Genomic DNA, 11,776 nt, shown 5'->3' on the forward strand with positions numbered 1-11,776 from the left:
CAGCGTCAAGAGATCTCGCGTCGGCCGAATGGGATCAGGTGCCGCCGTCGGAGTGGGGCCGTAACCCGCGTGAACGCCCTGAATGGCGCGAAGGTCCGGAATGGCTGACGGTGAATCACGTCAAGGCCGGATTCCCCCGAGCTGGCGAGGCGTCAGCTGACCGGCCGCGACGGAAGGGTTCTCGAATGCGCTCAGCCCGCATGCTGCTCGCCACCGCGACAGCCACGGCCGCTCTCGCGATCGCCGCACCAACCGCATACGCGGGTGACCACGACGACGATTCTTCATACAGCAAGGAGCACGGCAAGGACGGTAAGCACGACAAGCACGACAAGCACGACAAGCGCGACAAGCACGACAAGCCCCGCGGGGGCATGCACACCGGCGGCGGAGCGCTGACCGCGGTGAACGCGGACGACTGGAGCACGCCCAAGGACCCGAAGTACGACCCGGCGACCTACCGGGACAAGGGCAGCGGTGACCACGACAAGGACGACTGGAGCGGCAAGCACGACAAGGACTCGTGGAGCGGTGAGCACGACAAGCCGCACGGCGGGATGCACACCGGCGGTGGCGCCCTCGACGGGCCCGGCGTCACCGCCGGCGGGCTGGCCGTGCTGGCGGTGATGGGCACCGGCGTGTACGCGCTGCGCCGCAAGAAGGCATCCGAAGGCGCGGCCTGAGCCACGCCTGACGACATAGCGGCTGTGGCCGCCGCACGCACGCAGCGCGTCGCGGCGGCCCTGCCCGCCGTCCCTCGTGTCCGCTGCCGTGCCCGAGCGAGGTGGTGTCCGATGGCAGCCCACCCTTCCCCCGCCGATTCCGATACCGATGCGGTGACCCCGAAGTGGAGGTCCCGCCGCACCATCGCGACGTTCTTCTGGAGCGCCGTCGCCCTGGTCCTCACGGTGAGTCTGCTCGGCGGTCAGGACGAGCCGTCCGACCCGGGCCGCGCACCGTACGCCGCGCCGGCCTCGCCCGCCGCACACCCGGTGGGAAAGCATCTGCCGCGGTCCAGACCGACCCGCCTGCTCATCCCCAAGATCTCGGTCGACGCACCTTTCACCGACCTCGCCATCGGCCGCTCGGGCCAGCTCCAGCCCCCGCCGGCCGACGACACCAACCTCGTCGGCTGGTACGCCAAGGGTGTGTCCCCCGGTGAGACGGGCACCTCGATCATCGCCGGGCACGTGGACACGGCGACGTCCGCCGCGGTGTTCGCGAACCTCGGCAAGCTGGAGAAGGGGGACCGCTTCCAGGTGGCGAGGGCCGACGGGCGCCAGGCGACCTTCGTGGTCGACAGTGCGGAGACGTTCGACAAGGACGACTTTCCCAACGACCGCGTGTACGCCGACACCCCCCGGGCCCTGGTGCGGCTCATCACCTGCGCCGGGGACTATGACCGGGCGGTCAAGGACTACACCGCGAACCTCGTCGTCTTCGCCCACCTGGCCTGACGCCGGTGGACGAAGACGCCCGAAGGGTGCGAGGGAACGATGGGGTCGAGGGATCAGGGAGTGGCGAGTTCGTAGAAGCCCCGGCCGAAGGTCGCCGCCACCAGACGGTGGTGTCCCGCGTCGTACTCGATGTCGTCGACCGGCACCGCCGGCATACCGCGACCGAGGCGCAGCCAGCGGCCGCCGCCGGTGACGCTGGTGAACACGCCCTGGTCGGTGGCGATGTGCAGGACGCCGCCGCGCGCGACGACCAGGTCGTTGACCGGGGCCGCCGGGAGGTTGCCGGACAGGTTGCGCCAGTGCTTGCCGCCGTCGGTGCTGCCGTGGACGTGGGCGAGCGGGGAGCCGGAGCGGTAGCCGGAGTGGGTGGTCCAGACCCGGTCGGGGTTCTTCGGGTCGACGACCACGCGGGTCACCCAGGGGAGTCCCTCGGCCAGCTTGGTCCAGGTCGTCCCGAGGTTCCGGGTGACCCAGACGCGGCCGTCGTCCGTTCCGGCGTACACGGTGCGGCCGTCGCCCGCCGGGGCGATCGAGGTGATGGTGCCGTAGTTGGTGTAGAGCGGGTCGGAGCCCGGGCCGCCGCTCAGGTCGGTGCTGATGGGCTGCCAGGTCGCGCCGCCGTCGGTGGAGCGGTTGACGACCTCGGAGCCGTAGTAGAGGACCTTCGGGTCGCGCGGGTCGAAGACCACCGGCGTGAACCAGTTGCGGCGCTTGTACGTCGTCCTGTCGGCGAAGTAGGTGAGGGTGTCGCCGCCGTCGGTGGAGCGGAAGCAGTTGCCGTACTGGTAGCAGGCGAACACGTTGTTCACGTCGGCCGGGTTGATCAGGTTCTCCTCGCCGTCGCCGCCGAGGTACTCGTTGAACCCGTCGCCGCCCCAGGAACGCAGTGAGCCGTTGTCCTGTGCGCCGCCCGAGATCCTGGTGACGTCCTGCGGGCTGATCGCCGCGCTGTAGAGCTGGGTGTACGGCTGGTGGCGGGACTTGACCCAGCCGCCGTCGCCGTCGGCGTCCGAGCGGTAGACGCCGCCGTCGTTGCCGAGGTAGACGCGGCCGGGGCGGCGCGGGTCCCACACCATGGCGTGGTGGTCGACGTGCATGCTCGTGTCGTCGGCCGTCCAGGTGGCGCCGCCGTCCTTCGTGGTCAGCAGGGCGACCCCGGCCACGTGCACATGCTCGGTGTCCCGGGGGTCGATCCACACCTTGCCGAACCACCAGCCGAAGCTGGACTGGGAGTTGGTGAGGTCCTCGTTCGCGGGCGTGCGGCTCCAGTTGTCGCCGCCGTCGGTGGAGGCGTAGAAGCCCTCGAAGTAGCCGGTGGACTTGTTGACGATGGCGTAGAGCCGGTCGCCCGCCACGGCCAGGCCGATGCGTCCCACATCGGGGCCCTCGGCGGGCAGGCCGCCGCCGAGCCGCTGCCAGGTCTCGCCGCCGTCCGTGGAGCGGAAGACACCGGAGCCCACCCCGCCGTACGTCCGCAGATCGGGGCGGCGACGGTGGTCCCACAGCACGGCGTACAGCCGGTCGCCGTCCACCATGATCTCGGTGGCGCCGGTGAACTCGTTGGCGCCGGCGAGGATCCGCTGCCAGGTGGCGCCGCCGTCCTCCGAGCGGTACACGCCCCGGTCGCCGCCGCCGTTGTACAGCGAGCCCGTGGCGGCCACATAGATACGTCGCGGGTTGGCCGGGTCGACGGTGATCGCGCTGATGGCGCCGGAGTCGCGCAGGCCCAGCGGCGTCCAGGTCCGGCCGCCGTCCTTGCTGCGGTACAGCCCCGTCCCCTCGTACGTGATGCTGCCGCCGCCCGGATTGGGCTCGCCGGTGCCGACGTACAGGGTGCCGTCCGGGGCGGTGGTGACGGCGCCCATGGCCTGCGTCCAGCTGTCGGGCCACACCGAGTGGAACGTCGCCCCGGCGTCGGTGCTGCGCCACAGCCCGCCGCTCGCGGCCGCCGCGTACAGGGTGTCGGCGCGCTTGGGGTCGAGTGCGAGGGAGACTGTTCGGCCGCCGATGTCGGTGGGTCCGACACCCTTCCAACGGCCGCCGACGGCGGGCAGTTCCTGAGCCTGGGCCGCGGCGAGGTCATGGGCGTGGCGCGGGATGGACTCGCCCGGCAGGGTCTTCTGGAGATAGCGGTACTCCGCCGGCGCGGACGGCCCGCGGACCGGCCGGTACACGTCCTCCGGTCCGGGTGGTGCGGCGGCCGCCGGCGCCGTGAGTAACGCGGCACCCGTCACCGCGGCGAATAGCAGCGAAAGCAGACCTCTGCCCATGAAAGCCCTTCCCTCGTCATGGCCACTTCAAGGGCAATGACGGTACGGGAGTGGGGAGTTGAGCAGTAGGGCGGGGTGTACGCCGAGGCTAGTACGCGCGGTTACTCCCGCCGTCAGACGTCCGAACGGCCCCGGCCCGGCACTGTGATTTCCATGCGACTCAGCCGACCCGCACGCCGGGCCTCCCTCGTTGTCCATGTGGCCGCCTCCGCGAGCTGGCTCGGGCTCACGCTCGGGCTGCTCGCGCTCGGGATCACCGCGACGACCACCGGGTCGGCGGTGACTGTGGAGGCCTCCGTCCGGGCCATGAAGCTCTTCGCCGACTGGCTCCTGCTGCCCGTCGCGTTCCTCACGCTGCTCAGCGGCCTGCTGCTGGCCCTCGGCACCCCGTGGGGACTGGCGCGGCACCGCTGGGTCTGCACGAAGTTCTGGCTGACTCTGGCCACGACCACCGCCACGGTCTTCGCCCTGCGGCCCGGGGCGAACTCGGCGGTCGCCGCGGTCGCCGCGGTCGCCGCGGGTGGCCCCCTGCCCGACCCTGGTGAGGTGTTGTTCGGGCCGATCGTGTCACTGTCCGCCTACGTCTTCATGACCGTGATATCGGTCCTCAAGCCGTGGGGACTGACGCGGCGTGGCCGCGCGTCGCGTGCACGGGCCAGGAAAGCGGTGGACGCCGAGCGCGCCCGTCAGGCAGCCTGAGCGTGTGTCCTGGCCATCTGTGATCCTTCTCGCTCCTGCGGATCAGCGCTCCTCGCTCGAGGCGCTGATCCGCTCCTTCGGACTGGTGCCGGATCCGCGGCTGGGCGACGAAATCCTGCACTGGCAGGGGTACTCGTACCGGTTCGACCTGTCCGGGGACATCCTGGAGGACTTCGAGCCCGAGGATCTGGTCGAGATCGCGGCCCGGATCGGGGAGCCGTACGGCGTCTATGTGTCGTGCCAGTCCATGGACGCGGCCCGCGCCTTCCTGACGCAGGCCCTGCCCGGGTTCGGCGGGCTCGTCGACACCAACCACTACGACGTCATACCGGCCGGCGAGTTCCTCGCTCTGCTCGCCCGCCACCCGCAATGGGACTGGCGCCGTGTGCCGAGCGAGGAACTTCCGTAGGACGGGATCAGACCGCCGGCGCCGGGTACGTCGGGTACTCCACCCCGGAGACGTGCTGGACGACGCGGATGACCTGGCAGGAGTAGCCGAACTCGTTGTCGTACCAGAGGTAGAGGATCGCGTTGTCACCGTCGACCTTGGTGGCGCCGGCGTCGATGATCGAGGCGTGGCGGGAGCCGATGAAGTCGCTGGAGACCGCGTCGGGGGCGGTGGTGAAGTCGATCTGGCGTTTCAGCGGGGACGTCAGCGAGACGTCGCGGAGGTGGTCGAGGACCTCCTCGCGGGTGGTCTCGCGGCCGAGCCGCAGGCTGAGGATCGCGATCGACACGTCCGGCACCGGGACCCGGATCGAGCTGCCGGTGATCGGCGCCTTGAGGTCGGGCAGCGCCTTGGCGACGGCGGACGCGGCGCCCGTCTCGGTGATGACCATGTTCAGCGGCGCGGAACGGCCCCGGCGGTCGGCCTTGTGGTAGTTGTCCAGCAGGTTCTGGTCGTTGGTGAACGAGTGGACGGTCTCCACATGGCCGCGCAGCACGCCGTACTCGTCGTCCATCGCCTTCAGCGGCGGCACGATCGCGTTGGTGGTGCAGGACGCGCAGGACAGGATCTGCTCGTCCGGCTTGATCGTGTCGTGGTTGACGCCGTGCACGATGTTCGGGACGTCGCCCTTGCCCGGCGCGGTCAGGACGACCTTGTCGATGCCGGGACGCAGGTGCTGCGAGAGGCCCTCGCGGTCGCGCCACTTGCCGGTGTTGTCGATGAGGATGGCGTTCTTGATGCCGTACGCCGTGTAGTCGAGTTCCGACGGGTCGTTCGCGTAGATGACCTTGATCGCGTTGCCGTTGGCGAAGATCGTGCTGTTCGTCTCGTCGACGGTGATCGTGCCCTGGAACTGGCCGTGGATGGAGTCGCGGCGCAGGAGGGACGCACGCTTGACGAGATCCTCGGGGGCCCGCTCGCCGCCCCCGCGGACCACGATGGCGCGCAGCCGCAGGCCGTTGCCGGAGCCGGCCTTCTCGATGAGCAGGCGGGCGACGAGGCGGCCGATGCGGCCGAAGCCGTAGAGGACGACGTCGCGGCCCTCGCCGTGCTCGATCTTGTTGGCGCCCGTGGCGCCGGCGACGGCCTCGGCGGTGAACTGCTCCACCGAGAGACCGCGGTCGTCGGCCTTGTACGTCGCGGCGAGCATGCCGAGGTCGATCTGGGAGGGGCCCAGGTCGAGCGTGGTGAGGGCCTGCAGGAATGGCAGCGTGTCGGTGACCGAGAGCTCCTCGCCGGCGATCTGCCGGGCGAAGCGGTGGGTCTTGAGGATGCTCACCACCGACTTGTTCACCAGGGAGCGGCTGTGCAGCAGGACGGTGACGTCCCGCTCCCGGTGCAGCTTCCCGATCATCGGGATCATCGACTCCGCGATCTCCTCGCGGTTCTTCCAGTTGGTGAACGAGTCGTCGTTGACAGGCACAGGTTTCTCTTTCGAGCTAGGCGGCGCTCATATGCTAAACCCATGCCGTTTTGATCATGCACGGGGGTCGGCGCCGCGGACGTGCGGTCAGGGCAGGGTCAGGGCGAGGACCACGTTGTGGCCGCCGAAGGCGAAGGAGTTGGACAGCACCGCCGCCACCGCGGTGGCACGGGGTTCGCGCGCGACCCCTGGTGGGTGCGGGCCTGCACGGCGGCCACCGCCTCGACAACGCCGGCCGCGCCGAGCGTGTGCCGGTCAGCGACTTGGTGGCGGTCACCGGGACGCGCCCGGCGTGCCCACCCAGGGCGGCCATGAGGGCTGCGGCGTCGTCGAGGACGGTTCCGGTGCCGTGCGCGTTGACGTGGGAGACCTCCCCGGGGGACGAACGCCGGGACGTTGTGCAGGCCCCAGCGCGTTCGCCGGCCTGCTCGGTGAGGAAGCCGTGGAGCGCGGCGGCGAGCGCCGGGGGACCGGTCCGGGAGGCGGACCTGAGGGCCGTATGGCCGTGCTGGCGCTGGACGTGGTCGGTGAACCGGCGGACCACGTCGGCGGGGAGCACCCAGGGCTCGTCGGGCAGGTGCAGCACCTCGTGGGGCTGGGCCATCCGCACGGCGGGCGACGGGCCTTCGGCGTACACGGCGGTGTTCCGCGCGGGCAGGGCGCTCGGGGGCGTGCTGTCGAGCGGTGCGGTGCCGAGGCCGGCTCCGGCCGCGTCGACGAGTATGAGCAGCGGCGCGCCATCGTGCGCGCCGAGTGACCGGGCGGCCTCCGGCACGGTGTCGGCGGTGACGAGACGGACCTCCGCGCTGGGCAGCGCCCGGCCCAGCGAGCGCCGCGCCCTGGCCGGCAGGGCCTGGTGGACGGACCGTCGGCCGATATCGGGCGGAGACTCGGCGGACGGGCGGCGGACAGGACGCGGTCGGAACCGGTGACCAGGTCGGCGAGCGCCTGCCGGACGGCCAGAGTGGAAGCGGGGGCGCGCTTGCCGACCGAGACGACGAGGAACTGCGGAGTGCTTGCCGCAGGGGAACAGGATTGAGCCGCTTGATCACAGTTCCGGCCACGGAATCTGCCGTCCCGCAGCCCGACCGGGCGGCTGACCAGCGGTGATCGTCATTCTCCGGCGGTGGTTTCCCCGTTGTCCCCACCAGCGCGCGACCCCGTGCGCGCGCCCGGCGCGGATGCGCACGCGGGCCAAGTGCCCCCTAGAGGAACGGCGTCCCCGCGTCGAGCCCCGACAGGACCCTGCCGTACAGCTCCAGGTTGGTGGCGGGGTTCACGAAGGAGTGCAGGCTCAGGGCGTGCAGGTCGCGCACGGCACGCTGGACCGGCACCTCACGGTGCAGGGAGGAGGCTCCGGAGGCCGAGCCGATCAGGTCGACGGCCTCCTTGCACAGCCGCGTCACATACCCGCTCTGCGCCCTGATCCTGGCCCGCTCCTCATCCGTGTACGGTTCGCCGCTCACTGCCCGGGACTCGATCAGGGCGACGAACTCGCCGGTCAGCAGCTCGGCGCAGGCGATCTTCAGAGCAGCCTCGGCCGCCTGGAGATGGGTGACCGCGGCCTCGTTCTGGCGCTGGTGGAAGGTATATGTGATGCCCCGCCGGTGGATCCGCTCCGTGAACCCGGCGAGAGCCGCCCGCGCCAGACCGAGCGCGTTCGGCGCCGTCCACGCGCAGAACAGCAGCAGGACGGGCATCCGGTAGAAGGGGTCGTCGGCGTTCGTCTTGGACGGGAACTCGCCGCCCAGCAGCGGCCCGACCGGCAGGACGCGGTGGGCGGGGACGACGACGTCCCGTGCGACGACGCTGTTGCTTCCGCTGCCGGTCAGCCCCGACATGTACCAGTCGTCGAGGATCTCCAGATCGGCCATGGGCACGGCGGTCCACAGCACCTCGGGCGGCCCGTCGCCGGACTCGGACTCGACCCGTGCCGTCAGCAGGTGCCAGTCGGCGTCCTGGCAGCCGGTGGCGAAGCCCGAGGTGCCGTTGACCACGTAGCCGTCGTCCGTCGGCACCGCCGTCGCGTCCGGGATCAGGGTGCCGCCGATCCGCACGTCGGGGCTGGTGAAGATCTCGTCCTGCGCCTCGTCGGGGAAGAGCGCCGCGATGAAGGAGCAGCCGGCCTGGATCAGGGCCTTGAACGAGGTCGAACCGCACGCGGCGGCGATCTCGGCGATCACATCGACCTGGGTGTGCAGCGGGGTCTGGTAGCCGCCGTACCGCCGGGGCACGCCCATCCGGTGCACCCCGGCCTCCGTGAGCGCCGCGACGACCTCGGGCGTCACCCGCCGCTCCTGCTCGGTACGCAGCGCGTGCTCGCTGATGAGCGGCCGCAGCCCGCGTACGCGTGCCAGTAAGTCGGCCTCCGGACGGGCTGCTGACGACGGAGCCATGGGCTACCTCCGAGCACGATGGGTCATCACCGTTACGCGGATCGTCACCACTGTCAACTCCCCCACGCCCGAACCGAGTTGCCCTGCGCGACTGCCGAGGGGGCCGGGTCGGGGTTTCTCAAAGATCGTTGCAGGGGGGGTTGTCCTGACATTCGGTCCCACCTAGGGTCACCTCGAGCGCAAGCGCTTTCTGCGCGGGCTGTCCGCCGGCCGTCCGAGGAGGACCGCATGCCCCCACATCCAGTCCAGCGCCGTGTCGCCGTGGTCGGCACCGGTGCCATCGTCAGCGGCAGTCACCTTCCCGCCCTCAGAGCCCACTCCGACCGGGTCGAACTGGTCGCCGCCGTCGACGTGGACCAGACCCGGCTCGACGCCTTCCGGGAGCTCGCGGGCGAACAGGTCGCCGGGTACACGTCGATGGGCGCGATGCTGGATGCCGTACGCCCCGACCTGGTCCTCATCGGTACGCCGCCGTCCCTGCACCGGGAGCAGACGGTCGCCGCCCTGAAGGCGGGTGCCTGGGTGCTGTGCGAGAAGCCGCTGACCCTGTCGCTGGCCGAGTTCGACGACATCGCGGCCGCCGAGGAGGCGTCGGGCGCGTACGCGTCGGTGGTCTTCCAGCACCGCTACGGCTCCGGCGCCGTACACGCCCGGGAGCTGATCGCGAGCGGTGAGCTGGGCGCCCCGCTGGTCGCGCACTGCCAGACGACCTGGCACCGGGACGCCGCCTACTACACGGTGCCGTGGCGCGGGACGTGGGCCGGCGAGGGCGGCGGGCCGACGATGGGGCACGGCATCCACCAGTACGACCTGCTGCTGCATCTGCTCGGTCCGTGGACGGAGGTGCGGGCCATGGCGGCACGGCTGGTCCACGACACCGAGAGCGAGGACGTCTCGACGGCCCTCGTACGGTTCGAGAACGGCGCCCTCGCCACCGTCGTCAACAGTGTGCTGTCCCCGCACGAGGTGAGCCGCATCCGCATCGACTGCTCCGACGCGACCGTCGAGCTCACCCACCTCTACGGCCACCGCAACGAGGACTGGATCTACACCCCGGCCCCGCATGTCACCTCCGACCGCGCCACCGCCTGGCACGCCCCCACGACCGACGTGCCCAGCTCGCACACGGCCCAGCTGGGCGCCCTCCTCGACGCCTACGACCAGGGCGTCAGACCGCCCGGCAGCGGTCCGGACGCCCGCGCCACGCTCGAGTTCGCCGCCGCCCTGTACAAGGCGGCCTTCACGGGGCACCCGGTGCACGCGGGCGAGATCGCAGCCGGCGACCCCTTCTACCCGGCCATGCACGGCGACCACCCCCACTGGGCTCCCAAGGAGCGCGCATGAGCATCCGCGTCACCCACACTCACGGCGAGCACATCGCGGTCACGGCGGCGAACGGCACCGAGATCCTCCGCTACGTCTACCGCCCCGACCCGGACGCCTTCGAGTCCCGCAAGCCCTATGCCCACCCGGTGCGCACCCTCGCCGGGCGCACGGTGACCGGCTACCGGCCCAGTGACCACCGCTGGCACAAGGGCCTGCAGATGACGGCCAGCCATCTGTCCGGCCAGAACTTCTGGGGCGGCAACTGCTACGTCCACGGTGAGGGTTACCTGCCGCTGCCCGGCCGGATCGGCTCGATGCGGCACGACGGCTTCTCCGGGTTCACGGTCGAGGGCGACCGGCTCGCCGTCACCGAGGAGCTCACCTGGGTGGAGAACGGGGGAGCGGAGTGGGCGCGCGAGGAGCGCGGGCTGACCGTCCACTCGGTCGACGTGGAAGCCGGTGCCTGGGCCCTGGACTGGTCGATCCGCCTCACCAACCTCCGCGACGAGCCCCTGGCGTTCGGCTCCCCGACCACCGCGGGCCGTGAGATGGCCGGCTACACCGGGCTGCAGTGGCGCGGCCCGCGCGACTTCACCGGCGGCTCCGTCTTCGCCCCGGAGGGCGACGTCGGCGCCGAGAAGCTGATGGGCACCCAGGGCCCCTGGCTCGCCTTCACCACCGAGCACGACGACGTCGACGGGCACTCCACGCTCGTCTTCGCGCACGCGCCCGAGAACCTCGACGAGATGTCCGCGGTCCACGAGTCGCACTGGTTCGTACGCGCCGAGCCGATCCCCACGGTCGCCTTCTCCTGGGCGTTCTTCGAGGAGTTCGAGCTGCCGCCCGGGGAGTCCTTCGCGTACCGCTACCGCGTGGTCTTCGCCGACGGCGCCTGGGACCGCGACCGCGTCGGCGCCCACCTGGAGGGCCTGCCGTGGTGACCGAACCCAAGCCCGCCCTGCCGCACCCCCTCCCCGGCGCCGTCGGCCTGTCCCACCTGAGCGCCTACGACTGGGAGGCCGCCGACGGTGTGTGCGGCGGCAGCCCGCATCTGCACCTGGTGTGCACGGAGGCGTACGTCGTCACCGGCGGCCGCGGCGCCGTGCAGACCCTGAGCCCCGACGGCTACCGGGACATCCCGCTCGAGGCCGGCTCCGTCGCCTGGTTCACACCGGGCACCGTGCACCGCATGGTGCAGGGCGGCGACCTGCGCATCACCGTGCTGATGCAGAACAGCGGCCTGCCCGAGGCCGGGGACGCCGTCTTCACGTTCCCGCCCGAGGTGCTCGCCGACCCCGAGAAATACGCGGCCGCGGCGACGCTGCCGCCCGGTACGGGACCGGAGACGGCGGCGGCCGCCCGGCGTCGCAGAGACCTCGCCGTCGAGGGCTACCTCGCCCTGCGCGAGGCCCTCGTCGCCGGGGACAACGGTCCGTACGCCGAGTTCCAGCGCGCCGCCGCCCGGCTGGTGCGCGCCAAGGTGCCGAACTGGCGGGAGCTGTGGCGGGCGGGTGCGCTGGCCACGGCCGAGCGCACCGGGGCCCAGCTCGACGCGCTGGCCGACGGCGAGCCGGCGTACCTGGGCGAGGCGACCGCGTACGAGGCCGCGCCCACCCGGCTCGGCGGCTTCGGCATGTGCGGCCGCCGCGACGAGTACACGCTGCCGGGGACGACGCTGCCGTACCAGGGGGAGTAGCACCCAGCGTCCAAAGGGGGGACGTCAGAGGAAAGTCCGAGGAGAAGAGAGGTGACCTCGG

11 protein-coding genes are annotated in these 11,776 nt (G+C 71.5%); 7 read left to right on the forward strand and 4 right to left on the reverse strand.

The genetic code is table 11. The features are described 5' to 3' along the window. Window positions 1-185 precede the first annotated feature (185 nt). Both AQJ91_RS35270 and AQJ91_RS35275 read left to right on the forward strand, forming a co-directional pair. Window positions 186-683, forward strand: a complete 498-nt coding sequence (locus AQJ91_RS35270) for a hypothetical protein (protein ID WP_067029759.1) — start codon at window positions 186-188, stop codon at window positions 681-683. Window positions 684-794: 111 nt separating this feature from the next. Next, a complete protein-coding gene (locus AQJ91_RS35275; protein WP_067029761.1) occupies window positions 795-1,457 on the forward strand; it encodes a class F sortase in 663 nt (220 codons plus the stop codon). Window positions 1,458-1,510: 53 nt separating this feature from the next. Here the strand turns inward: AQJ91_RS35275 and AQJ91_RS35280 are convergent, their stop codons facing one another. Beyond that, on the reverse strand, window positions 1,511-3,727 hold the full coding sequence (locus tag AQJ91_RS35280; protein ID WP_067029763.1) for a WD40/YVTN/BNR-like repeat-containing protein: 2,217 nt from the start codon (window positions 3,725-3,727) through the stop codon (window positions 1,511-1,513). Between the two features lie 153 nt (window positions 3,728-3,880). On the opposite strand from AQJ91_RS35280, the gene AQJ91_RS35285 reads away from it, so the two are divergent. Next, on the forward strand, window positions 3,881-4,426 hold the full coding sequence (locus tag AQJ91_RS35285; protein WP_067029765.1) for a DUF2269 family protein: 546 nt from the start codon (window positions 3,881-3,883) through the stop codon (window positions 4,424-4,426). A 4-nt stretch (window positions 4,427-4,430) separates the two neighbouring features. Continuing rightward, window positions 4,431-4,835 (forward strand): hypothetical protein, encoded by a 405-nt coding sequence (locus AQJ91_RS35290; protein WP_067029767.1) that lies wholly within the window; start codon window positions 4,431-4,433, stop codon window positions 4,833-4,835. A 7-nt stretch (window positions 4,836-4,842) separates the two neighbouring features. On the opposite strand, the gene AQJ91_RS35295 is transcribed toward AQJ91_RS35290, so the two are convergent. From AQJ91_RS35295 to AQJ91_RS35305, 3 genes are all read right to left on the reverse strand, one after another. Continuing rightward, window positions 4,843-6,297 (reverse strand): glyceraldehyde-3-phosphate dehydrogenase, encoded by a 1,455-nt coding sequence (locus AQJ91_RS35295; protein WP_067029769.1) that lies wholly within the window; start codon window positions 6,295-6,297, stop codon window positions 4,843-4,845. A gap of 34 nt (window positions 6,298-6,331) precedes the next feature. Further along, window positions 6,332-6,901: a hypothetical protein gene (locus AQJ91_RS50670; RefSeq protein ID WP_234383231.1), complete on the reverse strand. Its 570-nt coding sequence runs from the start codon at window positions 6,899-6,901 to the stop codon at window positions 6,332-6,334. A 601-nt stretch (window positions 6,902-7,502) separates the two neighbouring features. After that, window positions 7,503-8,693, reverse strand: coding sequence for an acyl-CoA dehydrogenase family protein (locus tag AQJ91_RS35305; protein ID WP_067029773.1), 1,191 nt, complete (start codon window positions 8,691-8,693; stop codon window positions 7,503-7,505). A 228-nt stretch (window positions 8,694-8,921) separates the two neighbouring features. On the opposite strand from AQJ91_RS35305, the gene AQJ91_RS35310 reads away from it, so the two are divergent. Genes AQJ91_RS35310 through AQJ91_RS35320 form a run of 3 tightly spaced genes read left to right on the forward strand, consistent with a single transcriptional unit; the run spans window position 8,922 to window position 11,715 of the window. Continuing rightward, complete coding sequence (locus tag AQJ91_RS35310) at window positions 8,922-10,037, forward strand: Gfo/Idh/MocA family protein (RefSeq protein ID WP_067029775.1); 1,116 nt, start codon at window positions 8,922-8,924, stop codon at window positions 10,035-10,037. After that, window positions 10,034-10,960 carry a DUF6807 domain-containing protein gene (locus tag AQJ91_RS35315; protein WP_067029778.1) on the forward strand — a complete coding sequence of 309 codons (927 nt, stop codon included), beginning with the start codon at window positions 10,034-10,036 and terminating at the stop codon, window positions 10,958-10,960. Before AQJ91_RS35310 ends, AQJ91_RS35315 begins: the two co-directional genes overlap by 4 nt. Continuing rightward, the gene (locus AQJ91_RS35320; protein WP_067029780.1) at window positions 10,954-11,715 is read left to right on the forward strand and encodes a cupin domain-containing protein; all 762 of its coding nucleotides are present in this window, start codon (window positions 10,954-10,956) and stop codon (window positions 11,713-11,715) included. The genes AQJ91_RS35315 and AQJ91_RS35320 overlap by 7 nt, the downstream gene beginning before the upstream one ends. The last annotated feature ends 61 nt before the right edge of the window (window positions 11,716-11,776 follow it).

Source organism: Streptomyces dysideae (assembly GCF_001514305.1).
Lineage (GTDB): Bacteria > Actinomycetota > Actinomycetes > Streptomycetales > Streptomycetaceae > Streptomyces > Streptomyces dysideae.

Coding starts and splice junctions, on each gene's coding strand:
- AQJ91_RS35270 (WP_067029759.1), top strand. CDS start 186: ATGCGCTCAGCCCGCATGCTGCTCGCCACCGCGACAGCCACGGCCGCT.
- AQJ91_RS35275 (WP_067029761.1), top strand. CDS start 795: ATGGCAGCCCACCCTTCCCCCGCCGATTCCGATACCGATGCGGTGACC.
- AQJ91_RS35280 (WP_067029763.1), bottom strand. CDS start 3,727: ATGGGCAGAGGTCTGCTTTCGCTGCTATTCGCCGCGGTGACGGGTGCC.
- AQJ91_RS35285 (WP_067029765.1), top strand. CDS start 3,881: ATGCGACTCAGCCGACCCGCACGCCGGGCCTCCCTCGTTGTCCATGTG.
- AQJ91_RS50670 (WP_234383231.1), bottom strand. CDS start 6,901: ATGGCCCAGCCCCACGAGGTGCTGCACCTGCCCGACGAGCCCTGGGTG.
- AQJ91_RS35305 (WP_067029773.1), bottom strand. CDS start 8,693: ATGGCTCCGTCGTCAGCAGCCCGTCCGGAGGCCGACTTACTGGCACGC.
- AQJ91_RS35310 (WP_067029775.1), top strand. CDS start 8,922: ATGCCCCCACATCCAGTCCAGCGCCGTGTCGCCGTGGTCGGCACCGGT.
- AQJ91_RS35315 (WP_067029778.1), top strand. CDS start 10,034: ATGAGCATCCGCGTCACCCACACTCACGGCGAGCACATCGCGGTCACG.